Below are 16,485 nucleotides of genomic sequence, written 5' to 3' on the forward strand. Positions count from 1 at the left end.
GAGGAGGGGGGTGTCCGGAAGTAAAGCGTCGCAACTCGCGCGAAGCGCGGTGAGGACAGCCATTCCGGACACCCCCCTCCGGAGGCCCCGCCCCCGCACCCACCACCGGCGCAGCCACGCCCCAGGGGCGACACGCATCAGGACCAGGCCCCGCCCACCATGGGCGACACGCAACCGGACCACGCCGGGCCCTGCGGGGCGCATCACCCCGCACCGGGCCCACGCCCGCAGGGCGACGACCCGCACCCGCACCGGGCCACGCCCCGCCAGGGGCGACACGCACTCGAACCGGCCCCCCGTCGGCGTCAGCCGATGTCCGGCGGGTCGATGCGGATGCGTACCTGGTCCTGGCCGCCCCGTGCCAAGCGCGCCGCCTGCGCCGACTTGAGCGCGGCCGCCAGCGCCGCCCCGCTGCCCGGCGGCACCCGGAGCAGCGCCCGGGCGGCATCCGCAGGCGCGTCGGGCCGTCGCGCACCGGGGCGCTCCGGGATCGGCAGCGGGACGGGCCCGAGAACCTCCGCCTCCGGGGGCAGTTCCACGTCCGCGAGGAACGCCGTCACGGCCGGCGCCGCTCCGACGACCTCCGCCATCCGCGACACGGGCGGAAAGCCGAGCTCGGCCCGTTCCGCGAGCTCTCGCAGCGCGTGCCCGACCGGGTCCCAGCGGACGAGGGCCTGTACGGGCCGCAGGGTCGGTTCGGCGACGACGACGACCACTCCGCCGTCCGACTGGGGTCGCACGAGCGCGGCCGCGGCGATCCAGCGGCGCAGCGCTTCCTCGCCGGCGCGCAGGTCGGGCCGGCCGAGCATGGCCCAGCCGTCGAGGAGCGCCGCGGCCGTGTAGCCGCCGTCGGCGACGGGCTCCGCGCCGGGGGTGGAGACGACGAGCGCGGGGCGCGCCGGGACGCTGTCGAGGATGTGGTCGCGTCCGGAGGTCCGGACCGGCACGGCCGGGAACGCGCGGCCGAGTTCTTCGGCGGTGCGCCGGGCGCCGACGATCTGGGCCCGCAGCCGGGTGGCCCCGCAGGCGCCGCAGTGCCATTGGGGCTCTGCGCGCCCGCACCAGCCGCACCGTAGGTCGCGTTCGTCGGGCGCTTCGAGGGGTCCGGCGCAGTGGCGGCAGCGGGCCGGCGTGCGGCAGCGCTCGCAGGCGAGCCTCGGCACGTAGCCGCGCCTCGGGACCTGGACGAGGACGGGCCCGTCGGCGAGCCCGTCCCTGACCGCCTGCCAGGCGATGCTGGGCAGGCGTGCCGCGCGGGCGGCCTCGTCCCGTGCCAGGTCGTGGTCGCCGACCGTCCGTACCACCGGGGCGACGGCCCGGACCTGGGCCCGGTCGGCGACGAGCGGCGCCGCCCAGCCGCTCTCGACGAGCTGGGCGGCTTCGACGGTGCAGCTGGTGCTGCCGAGCAGGAATCCGCACCGGTCGTGGGTGGCCCGCAGTTCGAGGACTTCACGGACGTGGGGGAAGGGGGCGCGGTCGTCGCTGTGACTGGAGTCGCCGTCGTCCCAGACGACGACGAGCCCGAGGTTCTGTACGGGGGCGAACATGGCGGCGCGGGTGCCGACGGCCGCGCGGACGGAGCCGCGGCGCACGGCGAGCCATTGCCGGTACCGCTTCTCGGGGCCGGATTCGGCGGTCAGCAGTGCGTGGCGCCCTTCGCCGAGCAGGGCGGTGAGCGCGGTGTCCACGCGGGCGGCGCGCCGGCCGTCGGGGACGACGACGAGGGCGCCCCGCCCGGACGCGAGGGTCGCGGCGACGGCGCGGGCGAGTTCGTCGGGCCAATGCGGTCCGGGCAGCGCGGTCCACACGGCGCGTGGCGATCCGCCGGCCGCGAGGGACTCGATGAAGGCCTGGCCCCGCACGTACCGCTGCCAGGTGGCGGGGGCGGGCGCGGGGGGCGGCGGCAGCGGCTCCGGGGAGGGGGCGGACTCCGCCCGGCCGTTCCTCGGGGGTACGGCGAGCTGGAGCACGTCGGCGAGGCTGCCCGCGTACCGGTCGGCGACGGCTCGGGCGAGGGAGAGGATCTCGGGGCTGAGGACCGGCTCGGGCGAGACGACGTAGGCGAGTGCGGCGAGCGCTCCCTGGTAGTCGGATTCGGCGCGCCGCTCGATGAGGAAGCCGTCGATCAGGCCGCCGCCTTCGCGGCGTCCGCCGCGGACTCGGTGTGCTCCGGCGCCGAAGCGCACCCGCACCCGCACTCCGGGCCTGGCGTCGGCGTCGAGCTCCTCGGGAACGGCGTAGTCGAAGAACTGGTCGAGGTGGAGGGCGCCCTTGTTGACCATGACGCGGGCGACGGGGAGGTCCTTCGCGAGCGCGGCTCCGCGCCAGGTGCGTGGTTTCGCCTTGGGGACCTTGGCCTTGCGGACGCTCTCCCGGATGAGCGCAAGCTGCTCGGGCCCGTCGCCGACGGGCTCTGAAGGCTGCTTGTCCTCGCTGCTCACAGCCAAATCCTGCCAGAGACCACCGACAGCGCCGCGCGCCCGGCACCTGTCCGGGACCTGTCCACCCCGCACCTGTCCGGGACCTGTCCCCCGGCACGAGAAGGGCCCCGGACCGGGAACGGTCCGGGGCCCTTCGTGGAGCCGTGTGCGGGGTGGGTTACAGACCCGCCGCCGCGCGCAGCGCGTCCACGCGGTCCGTGCGCTCCCACGTGAAGTCGGGCAGCTCGCGGCCGAAGTGGCCGTAGGCCGCGGTCTGGGCGTAGATCGGGCGCAGCAGGTCGAGGTCGCGGATGATCGCGGCCGGCCTGAGGTCGAAGACCGCGGCGATGGCCTGCTCGATCTTCTCGACGTCGACCGTCGCGGTGCCGAACGTCTCGACGAACAGGCCCACGGGCTCGGCCTTGCCGATGGCGTACGCGACCTGGACCTCGCAGCGGGCGGCGAGGCCCGCGGCGACGACGTTCTTGGCGACCCAGCGCATGGCGTACGCGGCGGAGCGGTCGACCTTGGACGGGTCCTTGCCGGAGAACGCGCCGCCGCCGTGGCGGGCCATGCCGCCGTACGTGTCGATGATGATCTTGCGGCCGGTCAGTCCGGCGTCGCCCATCGGGCCGCCGATCTCGAAGCGGCCGGTCGGGTTGACCAGCAGGCGGTAGCCGTCGGTGTCGAGCTTGATGCCGTCCTCGATGAGCTGCTTCATGACGTGCTCGACGACGAACTCACGGATGTCCGGGGCGAGCAGCGAGTCCAGGTCGATGTCGGAGGCGTGCTGCGAGGAGACGACCACGGTGTCGAGGCGGACGGCCTTGTCGCCGTCGTACTCGATGGTGACCTGGGTCTTACCGTCCGGGCGCAGGTAGGGGATGGTGCCGTTCTTGCGGACCTCGGACAGACGGCGGGAGAGCCGGTGCGCCAGGTGGATCGGCAGCGGCATCAGCTCGGGCGTCTCGTCGCAGGCGTAGCCGAACATCAGGCCCTGGTCGCCGGCGCCCTGCTTGTCGAGCTCGTCCTCGTCGCCCTCGACGCGCTTCTCGTACGCGGTGTCGACACCCTGCGCGATGTCCGGGGACTGGGCGCCGATGGAGACGGAGACGCCGCAGGAGGCCCCGTCGAAGCCCTTCTTCGAGGAGTCGTAGCCGATCTCCAGGATCTTGTTGCGCACGAGCGTGGGGATGTCGGCGTAAGCCTTGGTGGTCACTTCACCGGCGACGTGCACAAGGCCGGTGGTGATCAAGGTCTCCACGGCTACCCGGGAAGTGGGGTCCTCCCGCAGGAGGGCGTCGAGAATCGTGTCGCTGATCTGGTCGGCGATCTTGTCGGGGTGACCCTCGGTCACGGACTCCGAGGTGAAGAGACGGCGGGACACATCGCTCCCTGGGGTTGCAGCGGCTGCTGGCTGATCATTGACGGACCGGCAGGGGGCTGCGCCCCGCGACGTTCCGCGACCAGTTTATCGGTCGCGCTCCGGGACCGGACAACCCGTCTCGCAGGCTGGGAGTCCGCTGACCTGGGGCCACGGCCGAGACGGTACGACGATAGCGTCTGGGGGTGAGCGATTCGCCACATTTCGCAGGTTTCTCGTGGTCGGCCCGTCGCGCCCGTGTCGCCGGGTGTTCACGGGGGCTTCGCAGCGCCTGTGGAGAGCGCGGGGGAGACCTCAGGCGAGCCGGGGCACGACGAGGTCCCAGACCGTGTCGGCGAGGGCTTCCTTGGGGCCGTGCGGCACCGGCGTCTCGCCGCCGTCCGCGGACAGCACGACGGCCTCGTTGACCTCCGCGCCGAACGTCCTGTGCTCCCCCACCTCGTTGACGACGAGCAGGTCACAGCCCTTGCGGCGGAGCTTGTCGCGGCCGTTCGCCAGTACGTCGTCGGTTTCCGCGGCGAAGCCGACGATCACCTGTCCGGGGCGGGCCCGGTCCGCGGAGATCTCGGCGAGGATGTCGGGGTTGCGCACCAGCGTGACGACCGGGGCCTCCACGCCGTCCTTCTTCTTGATCTTCCCCTCGGCGTAGGCGGCGGGGCGGAAGTCCGCGACGGCGGCGGCCATGACGACGGCGTCCGCGTCCGCGGCCGCCTTGAGCACGGCCTCGCGCAACTGCACCGCCGTGCCGACGTGCACGACGTCGACGCCTGCCGGGTCCGGCATCCCGGTGTTCGCCTCGACGAGGGTGACGCGGGCGCCGCGGGCGGCGGCGGTACGGGCGAGTGCGTAGCCCTGCTTGCCGGAGGAGCGGTTGCCGAGGTAGCGGACCGGGTCGAGGGGTTCGCGGGTGCCGCCCGCGCTGACGACGACATGGCGGCCGGCCAGGTCGGGCGCCTCCACTCCACGGGCGAGGACGCGGCGGCAGATCTCGAAGATCTCGCCCGGGTCGGGCAGCCGGCCCTTGCCGGTGTCGACGCCGGTGAGCCGGCCCACGGCGGGCTCGATCACGACGGCACCGCGGCGGCGCAGGGTGGCGACGTTCTCCTGGGTGGCGGGGTGCTCCCACATCTCGGTGTGCATCGCCGGGGCGAAGACGACCGGACAGCGAGCGGTGAGGAGGGTGTTGGTGAGGAGGTCGTCGGCGAGGCCGTGGGCGGCCTTGGCGAGCATGTCCGCGGTGGCGGGCGCGACGACGACGAGGTCGGCGTGCTGGCCGATGCGTACGTGCGGGACCTCGTGGACGTCGGACCAGACGTCGGTGTGGACGGGCTGCCCGGAGAGCGCGGACCAGGTCGGCGCGCCGACGAACTGCAGCGCCGACGCGGTCGGCACGACCCGGACCTCGTGGCCGGATTCCGTGAGCCTGCGCAGCAGCTCGCACGCCTTGTAGGCGGCGATGCCCCCGCTCACGCCCAGAACCACCTTCGGCCTGACCGCCGCGTCCACCGAGCCGTCCACTGAGTCCACCACCGCGTCTCCCGCCCTCCACTGGTGCCCACCGGTCGCTGGTCGGGCCCGGATCGTTACGTCCTCATGCTGCATCACTCACAGGACGAGCGTCTCGCATCACCCTCGATGCACACCACAGGCCCGGCGGACAGTCCGCCGGGCCTGTGGAGAAAAGCTTGCCGCGCTTACTGGGCCGGGCCCTCGATGGCCTCGGAGGTCAGCAGACCCGCGTTGATCTCACGCAGGGCGATCGAGAGCGGCTTCTCGTGGACGTGGGTGTCCACGAGCGGCCCGACGTACTCGAGCAGGCCCTCACCGAGCTGCGAGTAGTACGCGTTGATCTGACGCGCGCGCTTGGCGGCGTAGATCACGAGGCTGTACTTCGAGTCGGTCGCCTCGAGCAGCTCGTCGATCGGAGGGTTGATGATGCCCTCGGGCGCGGTGATGGAAGAGGACACGCTATGCCTTCCGAAGAACTTGCAGAAAGATCGGACAAAAGATCAAACAACTGCCATCAAGGCTAGCAGCTCACGGGCCACGTCCTCGACGGAGGTGTTGACCAGGGTGGTGTCGAACTCCGACTCGGCCGCCAGCTCCACCTTGGCGACCGTCAGCCGGCGCTCGATGACCTCGGGGGACTCGGTACCGCGCCCGGTGAGGCGGCGGACCAACTCCTCCCAGCTCGGCGGGGCGAGGAAGACCAGCCGGGAATCCGGCATGGACTCCTTCACCTGCCGGGCACCCTGGAGATCGATCTCCAGCAGCACCGGCTCGCCCGCCTCCAGGCGGTCGAGGACCGCGCGACGGGGCGTGCCGTAGCGGTTGCCCGCGAACTCGGCCCACTCCAGCAGCTCGCCGTTGGCGACCAGCTTGTCGAACTCCTCGTCACTGACGAAGAAGTACTGGACGCCGTGCTTCTCGCCGGGACGCGGCTTCCTGGTGGTTGCCGACACCGAGAGCCAGACCTCGGGGTGGACCTTGCGCATATGAGCGACGACCGTGCTCTTGCCGACCCCGGAGGGGCCGGAGAGCACGGTCAGCCGCGGACGTACCTCTGCTGCCATGCAGCGATTATTCCAGCCTCCCGGGAGTGCCCGGGACGTCAGGCGGCGCCGCCGCCGAACTCACGCTCGAGGGAGGCGATCTGGTTGGAGCCGAGACCACGGACCCGGCGGCTCTCGGAGATGCCGAGCCTCTCCATGATCTGCTTGGCGCGGACCTTGCCCACGCCCGGCAGGGACTCGAGGAGGGCGGAGACCTTCATCTTGCCGATGACGTCGTTCTCCTGGCCCTGCTTGATGACCTCGTGGAGGGAGGCGCCGGAGTGCTTGAGTCGATTCTTGACCTCGGCCCGCTCCCGGCGAGCCGCGGCGGCCTTTTCGAGCGCGGCTGCGCGCTGTTCAGGGGTAAGGGGCGGAAGAGCCACGCCTACGTCACCTCGGATGTCGAACTGTCGGATACGGACCGGTGAGGAACCTAGTCGCCCCACACCAGGGGGAGCAACGAGCAACGCAGCGCTTCTGCCCTGCACGTTCTCTTCGACGGAGACTAGCGGCCATGGCCGCTCCAGTCAGCGAGAACAGACGAAAAGTCCTGGTCAGCATCGACCGACCAGGACAATTCGGGCAAAACAACCGGGATTTGCGTGAAGAAACCGTCAAAGAATCTTCCGGCCGCTCCCTGCCGCCGCTCCTCGACCGCCCCGCGAGGGGTCATCGACGGCCCTGAAGGCACCCTTCCGCGCGTCCGCCGCTGGTGACGGCGTTACGCAGAGCCGACGTCGTATGCACGCAGAGCTTCCGCGGCGGGCGCGTCGGCGGCCGTCACACCGAGGCGACCGCCGCGCGGATCTCATCGGCGAATCGCGCGGCCGCGTCGCGCAGGCCCCGCACATCCGGTCCGTGCCGAAGGACACCACGGCTCACGCTCGGCACCACATTGCGCACGGCCGCGCCGAAGACGCCGGGGAGGTCGGCCGGCGTCGCGCCCTGGGCGCCGATGCCGGGGGCCAGCAGCGGCCCGTTGATGTCGAGGTCCACGCCCGCGTCGCCGAGCGTCGCGCCCACGACAGCGCCGACCGGTCCGAGCGGCTGCGCACCGGCGTTCTCCGCGGCCATGTGGTCGAGCATCACCTGGGCCAGCGACTTCCCGCCGGCCGCGGTCGAGCGCTGCACCTCCGCGCCCTCCGGGTTGGAGGTGAGCGCCAGGACGAAGACACCGCAGCCGCTCAGCACGGCCTGGTCCAGGGCCGGGCGCAGCGATCCGAAGCCCAGGTACGGGGAGACGGTCACAGCATCGGAGAACAGCGGGGAGTCCTTGCGGAGGTAGGTCTCCGCGTACGCGCCCATGGTGGAGCCGATGTCGCCCCGCTTGGCGTCCATCAGCACCAGCGCCCCGGCCGCGCGCGCCTCCGCCACGGCCTTCTCCAGCACGGCGATGCCGCGCGAGCCGAAGCGCTCGAAGAACGCGGACTGCGGCTTGAGGACGGCGACCCGGTCGGCCAGCGCCTCGACCGTGGTGCGGGTGAACCGCTCGAGACCGGCGACGTCGTCGTTCAGTCCCCACGCGGTGAGCAGCGAGGCGTGCGGGTCGATGCCGACACACAGCGGGCCGCGGGTGTCCATGGCGTGGCGCAGCCGTGCGCCGAAGGTTTCCGGGAGAGTCATGAAGCGGCCTTTCGCGTCTCGGCGCCGACGGCCTCGGCGAGGGTGGCGTACGGGCTCGCGGCGAGGCGCGCGGCGAGGCCCTTGTGGATGGCGCGGGCGTAGCAGGGGCCCTCGTAGATGAAGGCGCTGTAGCCCTGGACGAGGGTGGCGCCGGCGAGGATGCGCTGCCAGGCGTCCTCGGCGTTCTCGATGCCGCCGACACCGACGAGGGTGATGCGGTCGCCCACACGGGCGTAGAGGCGGCGCAGGACCTCCAGGGAGCGTTCCTTGACGGGCCGGCCGGACAGCCCACCGGTCTCCTTGACCAGCTCGGCAGAGGACTTCAGGCCGAGGCCCTCGCGCGCGATGGTGGTGTTGGTGGCGATGATGCCGTCCAGGCCCAGCTCCAGGGCGAGGTCGGCGACGGCGTCGACATCCTCGTCCGCGAGGTCGGGGGCGATCTTGACCAGCAGCGGGACACGGCGGTCCGTCACCGTACGGTCGGCGGCCTCGCGCACGGCGGTCAGCAGCGGGCGCAGCGACTCGGTGGCCTGGAGGTTGCGCAGGCCGGGGGTGTTCGGCGAGGAGACGTTGACGACGAGGTAGTCGGCGTGGGCGGCCAGGCGCTCTGTGGAGGTCACGTAGTCGCCGACCGCCTCCTCCTCCGGGACCACCTTGGTCTTGCCGATGTTGACGCCGACGACCGTGCGGAAGATCTCGCGGCGGGCCGCGAGCCGCTCGGCCACGGCGGCCGAGCCGTCGTTGTTGAAGCCCATCCGGTTGATCAGGGCGCGGTCGGCGACGAGCCGGAAGAGGCGCTTCTTGGGGTTGCCGGGCTGGGGCTGCGCGGTGACGGTGCCGATCTCGACGTGGTCGAAGCCGAGCATCGACATGCCGTCGATGGCGACGGCGTTCTTGTCGAAGCCGGCCGCGAGACCGAAGGGGCCGTGCATCCGCAGGCCGAGCGCCTCGGTGCGCAGTTCCTTGTAGCGGGGCGCCAGGAACGCGGCGGCGAAGGTACGCAGGACGGGGACGCGGACCGCGAGCCGGATCCAGCGGAAGGCCAGGTGGTGGGCCTGCTCCGGGTCCATCCGCTTGAAGACCAGGTCGAAGAAGAACTTGTACATGGGAAGTGGTGTCCTCATGAGGAGGGGGACACCGTTTCCGGTGTCCCCCTCGTCGTTGCTAGTCGCGGGCCGCGGTCAGGTGTTCCGCGTGTTCCTGCAGTGAACGGACGCCGACGTCACCGCGGTTGAGCGCGTCGATGCCCTGGACGGCGGCGGCGAGCGCCTGCACCGTCGTCAGGCACGGGACGCCCCGCGCGACGGCGGCGGTGCGGATCTCGTAGCCGTCGAGGCGGCCGCCCGTGCCGTAGGGGGTGTTGACGATGAGGTCGACCTCGCCGTCGTGGATCAGCTGGACGATGGTCTTCTCACCGCCCGGCCCCTCGCCCTCCGACTGCTTGCGCACGACGGTCGCGTTGATGCCGTTGCGCTTGAGGACCTCCGCGGTTCCGGAGGTGGCCAGCAGCTCGAAGCCGTGGGCGACCAGCTCGCGGGCCGGGAAGATCATCGAGCGCTTGTCGCGGTTGGCGACGGAGACGAACGCGCGGCCCTTGGTGGGCAGCGGGCCGTACGCGCCGGCCTGCGACTTGGCGTACGCCGTGCCGAAGACCGTGTCGATGCCCATGACCTCGCCGGTGGAGCGCATCTCCGGGCCGAGGACGGTGTCCACGCCGCGGCCGTGCACGTCGCGGAAGCGCGACCACGGCATGACGGCCTCCTTGACGGAGATCGGCGCGTCGAGCGGCAGGGTGCCGCCGTCGCCGTTCTTCGGCAGCATGCCCTCCTCGCGCAGTTCGGCGACGGTGGCACCGAGCGAGATGCGGGCGGCGGCCTTGGCGAGCGGGACCGCGGTCGCCTTCGAGGTGAAGGGCACGGTCCGGGAGGCACGCGGGTTGGCCTCGAGGACGTAGAGGATGTCGCCGGCCATCGCGAACTGGATGTTGATCAGTCCGCGCACGCCGACGCCCTTGGCGATGGCCTCGGTGGAGGCGCGCAGCCGCTTGATGTCGAATCCGCCGAGCGTGATCGGGGGCAGGGCGCAGGCCGAGTCGCCGGAGTGGATGCCGGCCTCCTCGATGTGCTCCATCACGCCGCCGAGGTAGAGCTCGGTGCCGTCGTAGAGGGCGTCGACGTCGATCTCGATGGCGTCGTCGAGGAAGCGGTCGACCAGCACGGGGCGGGTCGGGGAGATCTCGGTGGACTCGGCGATGTACGCCTCGAGGCGCGCCTCGTCGTACACGATCTCCATGCCGCGGCCGCCGAGCACGTACGACGGGCGGACCAGGACCGGGTAGCCGATCTCGTCGGCGATGGCCTTGGCGCCCGCGAAGGTGGTGGCGGTGCCGTGCTTCGGCGCGGGGAGCCCGGCCTCGGCGAGCACCTGGCCGAACGCGCCGCGGTCCTCAGCGGCGTGGATGGCCTCCGGCGGGGTGCCGACGACCGGGACGCCGTTGTCCTTGAGCGCCTGGGCCAGGCCCAGCGGGGTCTGGCCGCCGAGCTGGACGACGACACCGGCGATCGGGCCGGCCAGCGACTCGGCGTGCACGATCTCCAGCACGTCCTCGAGCGTCAGCGGCTCGAAGTACAGGCGGTCGGAGGTGTCGTAGTCGGTGGAGACGGTCTCCGGGTTGCAGTTGACCATCACGGTCTCGTACCCGGCGTCGTGCAGCGCGAAGGAGGCGTGGACGCAGGAGTAGTCGAACTCGATGCCCTGGCCGATGCGGTTCGGACCGGAGCCGAGGATGATCACGGCGGGCTTGGAGCGCGGCGAGACCTCCGACTCCTCGTCGTAGGACGAGTAGAAGTACGGGGTGCGGGCGGCGAACTCGGCGGCGCAGGTGTCGACCGTCTTGTAGACCGGGCGGATGCCGAGCGCGTGGCGGACCTCGCGCACGACGTCCTCGCGCAGGCCGCGGATCTCGGCGATCTGGGCGTCGGAGAAGCCGTGGCGCTTGGCGTCGGCGAGCAGCTCGGGGTCGAGCTTCTCCGCGGCGGCGAGCTCGTCCGCGTGCTCCTTGATCAGGAACAGCTGGTCGACGAACCACGGGTCGATCTTCGTCGCGTCGAAGACCTCCTCCGGGGTGGCTCCGGCGCGGATGGCCTGCATGACGGTGTTGATCCGGCCGTCGGTGGGACGGACCGCCTCCCGCAGCAGCTCGTCCTTGTCGCCGGTCTCACCGGTGAAGGCGAACTGGCTGCCCTTCTTCTCCAGCGAGCGCAGGGCCTTCTGCAGCGCCTCTGTGAAGTTCCGGCCGATGGCCATGGCCTCGCCGACGGACTTCATGGTCGTGGTGAGGGTGGCGTCGGCCGAGGGGAACTTCTCGAACGCGAACCGCGGCGCCTTGACGACGACGTAGTCGAGGGTCGGCTCGAAGGAGGCCGGGGTCTTCTCGGTGATGTCGTTCGGGATCTCGTCCAGCGTGTAGCCGACGGCGAGCTTCGCGGCGATCTTGGCGATCGGGAAGCCGGTGGCCTTGGACGCGAGGGCCGAGGACCGCGAGACACGCGGGTTCATCTCGATGACGATGATCCGGCCGTCGTCCGGGTTCACCGCGAACTGGATGTTGCAGCCGCCGGTGTCGACGCCGACCTCGCGGATGATCGCGATGCCGATGTCGCGCAGCCGCTGGTACTCACGGTCGGTCAGCGTCATCGCCGGGGCGACGGTGATCGAGTCGCCGGTGTGGACGCCCATCGGGTCGAAGTTCTCGATGGAGCAGACGACCACGACGTTGTCGTGCTTGTCGCGCATCAGCTCCAGCTCGTACTCCTTCCAGCCGAGGATGGACTCCTCGAGGAGCACCTCGGTGGTCGGCGAGAGGGTGAGGCCCTGGCCGGCGATGCGGCGCAGCTCCTCCTCGTCGTGCGCGAAGCCGGAGCCGGCGCCGCCCATGGTGAAGGAGGGGCGGACGACGACGGGGTAGCCGCCGAGCGTCTCGACGCCCTTGAGGACGTCGTCCATGGAGTGGCAGATCACGGACCGGGCGGACTCGCCGTATCCGATCTTGGCCTTGACGGCCTCGACGACGCCCTTGAAGAGGTCGCGGTCCTCGCCCTTGTTGATCGCCTCGACATTGGCGCCGATCAGCTCGACGCCGTACTTCTCCAGCACACCCTGCTCGTGCATGGAGATGGCGGTGTTGAGCGCGGTCTGGCCGCCGAGGGTGGGCAGCAGCGCGTCGGGGCGCTCCTTGGCGATGATCTTCTCGACGAACTCGGGGGTGATCGGCTCGACGTAGGTGGCGTCGGCGATCTCCGGGTCGGTCATGATCGTCGCCGGGTTGGAGTTCACCAGGATGACGCGCAGGCCCTCTGCCTTGAGGACGCGGCAGGCCTGGGTGCCGGAGTAGTCGAACTCGGCGGCCTGGCCGATGACGATCGGGCCGGAGCCGATGACCAGGACGGACTGGATATCGGTGCGCTTAGGCACGCTCGGCCTCCATCAGGGATACGAAGCGGTCGAAGAGGTACGCGGCGTCGTGCGGGCCGGCGGCCGCCTCGGGGTGGTACTGGACGCTGAAGGCCGGCTGGTCGAGCAGCCTGAGCCCCTCCACGACGTTGTCGTTGAGGCAGACGTGGGAGACCTCTGCGCGTCCGTAGGGCGTGTCGGAGACCTTGTCGAGGGGGGCCTCGACGGCGAATCCGTGGTTGTGCGCGGTGACCTCGACCTTGCCGGTCGTGCGGTCCTGCACGGGCTGGTTGATGCCGCGGTGGCCGTACTTCAGCTTGTAGGTGCCGAAGCCGAGCGCGCGGCCGAGGAGCTGGTTGCCGAAGCAGATGCCGAACAGCGGCGTCCTGCGCTCCAGGACCGAGCGGATGACGGTGAGGTCGGCGGTGGCCGGGTCACCGGGGCCGTTGGAGAGGAAGACACCGTCAGGGGCGACGGCGTAGACGTCCTCCGCGGTGGCCGTGCCGGGCAGGACGTGGACCTCTATGCCGCGCTCCGCCATGCGGTGCGGCGTCATGCCCTTGATGCCCAGGTCGAGCGCGGCAACGGTGAACTTCTTCTCACCGATCGCCGGGACGACGTACGCCTCGGTGGTGGCGACCTCCGCGGACAGGTCGGCGCCCTTCATCTCGGGCGCTTCGAGGACCCGGGCGAGCAGTGTCGCCTCGTCCGCGAGGGCGTCACCGGAGAAGATGCCGACGCGCATCGCGCCGCGCTCACGCAGGTGGCGGGTGAGGGCGCGGGTGTCGATGCCGCTGATGCCGACGACGCCCTGGGCCTCCAGTTCGTCGTCGAGGGTGCGGCGGGAGCGCCAGTTCGAGGGGATACGGGCGGGGTCGCGCACGACATAGCCGGCGACCCAGATCTTCTTCGACTCGTCGTCCTCGTCGTTGACGCCGGTGTTGCCGACGTGCGGCGCGGTCATGACCACGACCTGGCGGTGGTACGACGGGTCCGTCAGCGTCTCCTGGTAGCCCGTCATGCCGGTGTTGAACACCGCCTCGCCGAAGGTCTCCCCCACGGCCCCATAGGCACGGCCGCGGAAGGTGCGGCCGTCCTCCAGGACGAGTACGGCGGGAGCTTTGGCGGCTCCCCGGGTGGAGGTCGTCATCGTGCGGTGCCTTCCGTCGTCTTGATCATGTGTGTCAGGGTGTCGACCCACTCGCTCTGCCCGGCCGCGTGGTCGGAGCGGAAACCGGAGTCGATCAGCTTGTCGCCGTGCGCCCAGGTGACGATCAGCAGACCGCCCTCCGCGAGGACCTTGCCGGCGATGCCCTTGTCGAGGCGGGCCTCGCGCAGTGCCTGGACCGGTACGAAGAAGTCCTGCGCACCGGGACGTACCACGGCCAGTCCCGCGTCGGTGAGCGTGAGCTCGACGCGGCTACGGGTGCCGAGTCCGTGGGCGACGATCCGGTCCAGCCACTGCCCGGCGGTGGTGGAGCCGTGGTAGCGACCCGTCATCGTCAGTTTCGCCTCGCCGGGCTCCGCGGGCGCGGTGGGCAGCTCCGGCAGGTCCGACTGGAGGCTGCCGCGCCACTTCCATCCCTGGCGCATCAGCCAGTAGACGAAGGCGACGAAGGCCAGCAGTCCGACGACCCAGCCGATGCGGGCGGCCCAGTCCGTCACCTCCGCCGACTTCTGCTCGGCGGCCAGAATCATCAGTGCAGGTGTCACGCCAGCTTCCCGTCCACAACCGTTGCCCGGCCCCGCAGGAAGGTGTGCGTGACGCGTCCCGGCAGCTCACGGCCCTCGTACGGGGTGTTGCGGCTGCGGGAGGCGAAGCCCGCGGGGTCCACCGCTCCACGGTATGCCGGATCGACCAGGGTCAGGTTCGCGGGCTCACCAGCCGAGACGGGCCGTCCGTGGCCCTTGGCCCCGCCGATGACCGCGGGCTTGAAGGACATCCGGTCGGCGACGCCGGCCCAGTCGAGCAGTCCCGTCTCGACCATCGTCTGCTGGACGACGGACAGCGCGGTCTCCAGGCCGACCATGCCCATGGCGGCGGCGGCCCACTCGCAGTCCTTGTCCTCGTGCGGGTGGGGGGCGTGGTCGGTGGCGACGATGTCGATCGTGCCGTCGGCGAGCGCCTCGCGCAGCGCCATCACATCGCGCTCGGTACGCAGCGGCGGGTTGACCTTGTAGACCGGGTTGTACGAGCGGACCAGCTCGTCGGTCAGCAGCAGGTGGTGCGGGGTGACCTCGGCGGTGACGTCGATGCCGCGGGACTTGGCCCAGCGCACGATCTCGACGGAGCCGGCGGTGGAGAGGTGGCAGATGTGGACGCGGGAGCCGACGTGCTCGGCGAGGAGGACATCGCGGGCGATGATCGACTCCTCCGCGACGGCCGGCCAGCCGCCGAGCCCGAGCTCGGCGGAGACGATGCCCTCGTTCATCTGGGCGCCCTCGGTGAGGCGCGGCTCCTGGGCATGCTGGGCGATGACGCCGCCGAAGGCCTTCACGTACTCCAGCGCGCGCCGCATCATCACGGCGTCGTCGACGCACTTGCCGTCGTCGGAGAAGACGGTCACGCCGGCCGCGGACTCGTGCATGGCGCCGAGCTCGGCGAGCTTCTTGCCCTCGAGGCCGACGGTGACCGCGCCGATGGGCTGGACGTCGCAGTAGCCGGACTCCTTGCCGAGCCGGTAGACCTGCTCCACCACGCCGGCGGTGTCGGCGACGGGGAAGGTGTTGGCCATGGCGAACACGGCCGTGTAGCCGCCGCTCGCCGCCGCGCGGGTGCCGGTGAGGACCGTCTCGGAGTCCTCACGGCCCGGCTCGCGCAGGTGGGTGTGCAGGTCGACCAGGCCCGGCAGCAGGATCTGCCCCTGGGCCTCGATCACGGTCGCGTCTCCGGCCTCGATGCCGGTGCCGACACGCTCGATGGTCGCTCCGTCGATCAGTACGTCCTGGGGCTCGCCGCCGAGGACCTTCGCACCGCGGATCAGGGTCTTGCTCATCGTCTTACTTCTCCTCGGTACGGGTGTTCGTGGTGGGGGCGTCGGACTCGTTGCCGCCGAGCAGCAGGTACAGCACCGCCATGCGGATCGACACGCCGTTGGCGACCTGCTCCACGACGGTGCAGCGGGGCGAGTCGGCGACCTCGGCGGTGATCTCCATGCCGCGGACCATCGGCCCGGGGTGCATCACGATCGCGTGCTCCGGCATCCGCGCCATCCGCTCGCCGTCCAGGCCGTAGCGCCGGGAGTACTCGCGCTCGGTGGGGAAGAACGCGGCGTTCATCCGCTCGCGCTGGACGCGCAGCATCATCACCGCGTCGGACTTGGTCAGGGTCGAGTCCAGGTCGTAGGAGACCTCGCAGGGCCAGGTCTCCACGCCGACCGGAACCAGGGTCGGCGGGGCGACGAGGGTGACCTCGGCGCCGAGGGTGTGCAGCAGGTCCACGTTGGAGCGGGCGACCCGGCTGTGCAGTACGTCGCCCACGATCGTGATGCGCCTGCCGGCCAGGTCCTGTCCGATCCCGTCGTCCTTGCCGACGAGACGGCGGCGCATGGTGAAGGCGTCGAGCAGGGCCTGGGTCGGGTGCTGGTGGGTGCCGTCGCCGGCGTTGATGACAGGGGCGTCGATCCAGCCGGAGTTGGCGAGGCGGTAGGGGGCGCCGGACGCGCCGTGCCGGATGACGACGGCGTCGACGCCCATCGCCTCCAGGGTCTGGGCGGTGTCCTTCAGCGACTCGCCCTTGGAGACGGACGAGCCCTTGGCCGCGAAGTTGATGACGTCGGCGGAGAGGCGCTTCTCGGCGGCCTCGAAGGAGATCCGGGTGCGGGTGGAGTCCTCGAAGAAGAGGTTGCAGACGGTACGGCCGCGCAGGGCGGGAAGCTTCTTGATCGGCCGGTCGGCGACCCGGGCCATCTCCTCCGCTGTGTCGAGGATGAGGACGGCTTCGTCGCGGGTGAGGTCGGCGGCCGAGATGAGGTGACGCATCATCGGAGGGTTTCTCCAGGTCTGTGGAGGTTTGCGAGGCATGCGGGCGCGCGGAAGGGCACGCCGTACGAAG

At 71.2% G+C, this 16,485-nt stretch carries 13 protein-coding genes; all 13 read right to left on the bottom strand.

All coding sequences use genetic code 11. The annotated features are described in order from the left end of the window. Positions 1 to 305: 305 nt before the first annotated feature. Entirely contained in the window at positions 306 to 2,441 is a 2,136-nt protein-coding gene (locus tag ACIPJI_RS35040; RefSeq protein ID WP_402250981.1) for a primosomal protein N', read from the bottom strand. Between the two features lie 157 nt (positions 2,442 to 2,598). Continuing rightward, positions 2,599 to 3,807 (bottom strand): methionine adenosyltransferase, encoded by a 1,209-nt coding sequence (gene metK, locus ACIPJI_RS35045; protein ID WP_402250983.1) that lies wholly within the window; start codon positions 3,805 to 3,807, stop codon positions 2,599 to 2,601. 291 nt (positions 3,808 to 4,098) lie between these two features. Then, positions 4,099 to 5,334, bottom strand: coding sequence for a bifunctional phosphopantothenoylcysteine decarboxylase/phosphopantothenate--cysteine ligase CoaBC (gene coaBC, locus ACIPJI_RS35050; protein ID WP_244258311.1), 1,236 nt, complete (start codon positions 5,332 to 5,334; stop codon positions 4,099 to 4,101). Between the two features lie 164 nt (positions 5,335 to 5,498). Then, complete coding sequence (gene rpoZ / locus ACIPJI_RS35055) at positions 5,499 to 5,771, bottom strand: DNA-directed RNA polymerase subunit omega (RefSeq protein ID WP_005319902.1); 273 nt, start codon at positions 5,769 to 5,771, stop codon at positions 5,499 to 5,501. A gap of 42 nt (positions 5,772 to 5,813) precedes the next feature. Beyond that, the gene (gene gmk / locus ACIPJI_RS35060) at positions 5,814 to 6,377 is read right to left on the bottom strand and encodes a guanylate kinase (RefSeq protein WP_159693867.1); all 564 of its coding nucleotides are present in this window, start codon (positions 6,375 to 6,377) and stop codon (positions 5,814 to 5,816) included. 38 nt (positions 6,378 to 6,415) lie between these two features. Continuing rightward, a complete protein-coding gene (locus tag ACIPJI_RS35065) occupies positions 6,416 to 6,739 on the bottom strand; it encodes an integration host factor (protein WP_005319887.1) in 324 nt (107 codons plus the stop codon). A gap of 397 nt (positions 6,740 to 7,136) precedes the next feature. Then, entirely contained in the window at positions 7,137 to 7,979 is an 843-nt protein-coding gene (gene pyrF / locus ACIPJI_RS35070; protein WP_402250987.1) for an orotidine-5'-phosphate decarboxylase, read from the bottom strand. Further along, complete coding sequence (locus ACIPJI_RS35075) at positions 7,976 to 9,085, bottom strand: quinone-dependent dihydroorotate dehydrogenase (RefSeq protein ID WP_307705384.1); 1,110 nt, start codon at positions 9,083 to 9,085, stop codon at positions 7,976 to 7,978. Before ACIPJI_RS35075 ends, pyrF begins: the two co-directional genes overlap by 4 nt. A gap of 58 nt (positions 9,086 to 9,143) precedes the next feature. Further along, the gene (gene carB / locus ACIPJI_RS35080; protein ID WP_356621250.1) at positions 9,144 to 12,452 is read right to left on the bottom strand and encodes a carbamoyl-phosphate synthase large subunit; all 3,309 of its coding nucleotides are present in this window, start codon (positions 12,450 to 12,452) and stop codon (positions 9,144 to 9,146) included. After that, complete coding sequence (gene carA / locus ACIPJI_RS35085) at positions 12,445 to 13,581, bottom strand: glutamine-hydrolyzing carbamoyl-phosphate synthase small subunit (RefSeq protein ID WP_356621249.1); 1,137 nt, start codon at positions 13,579 to 13,581, stop codon at positions 12,445 to 12,447. The genes carB and carA overlap by 8 nt, the downstream gene beginning before the upstream one ends. Then, complete coding sequence (locus tag ACIPJI_RS35090) at positions 13,578 to 14,129, bottom strand: hypothetical protein (RefSeq protein ID WP_373465398.1); 552 nt, start codon at positions 14,127 to 14,129, stop codon at positions 13,578 to 13,580. Before ACIPJI_RS35090 ends, carA begins: the two co-directional genes overlap by 4 nt. A gap of 11 nt (positions 14,130 to 14,140) precedes the next feature. After that, entirely contained in the window at positions 14,141 to 15,427 is a 1,287-nt protein-coding gene (locus ACIPJI_RS35095; RefSeq protein WP_356621248.1) for a dihydroorotase, read from the bottom strand. 4 nt (positions 15,428 to 15,431) lie between these two features. After that, positions 15,432 to 16,415, bottom strand: a complete 984-nt coding sequence (locus tag ACIPJI_RS35100) for an aspartate carbamoyltransferase catalytic subunit (protein WP_189473620.1) — start codon at positions 16,413 to 16,415, stop codon at positions 15,432 to 15,434. Positions 16,416 to 16,485: the final 70 nt, after the last annotated feature.

This window comes from Streptomyces sp. NPDC086835, assembly GCF_044745705.1.
In the GTDB taxonomy this organism is placed as follows: domain Bacteria; phylum Actinomycetota; class Actinomycetes; order Streptomycetales; family Streptomycetaceae; genus Streptomyces.

Excerpts from the sequence above, each read along its gene's own strand:
- carA (WP_356621249.1), bottom strand. The coding sequence starts at position 13,581 with ATGACGACCTCCACCCGGGGAGCCGCCAAAGCTCCCGCCGTACTCGTC.
- gmk (WP_159693867.1), bottom strand. The coding sequence starts at position 6,377 with ATGGCAGCAGAGGTACGTCCGCGGCTGACCGTGCTCTCCGGCCCCTCC.
- ACIPJI_RS35095 (WP_356621248.1), bottom strand. The coding sequence starts at position 15,427 with ATGAGCAAGACCCTGATCCGCGGTGCGAAGGTCCTCGGCGGCGAGCCC.
- ACIPJI_RS35090 (WP_373465398.1), bottom strand. The coding sequence starts at position 14,129 with ATGATTCTGGCCGCCGAGCAGAAGTCGGCGGAGGTGACGGACTGGGCC.
- ACIPJI_RS35075 (WP_307705384.1), bottom strand. The coding sequence starts at position 9,085 with ATGTACAAGTTCTTCTTCGACCTGGTCTTCAAGCGGATGGACCCGGAG.
- ACIPJI_RS35100 (WP_189473620.1), bottom strand. The coding sequence starts at position 16,415 with ATGATGCGTCACCTCATCTCGGCCGCCGACCTCACCCGCGACGAAGCC.
- pyrF (WP_402250987.1), bottom strand. The coding sequence starts at position 7,979 with ATGACTCTCCCGGAAACCTTCGGCGCACGGCTGCGCCACGCCATGGAC.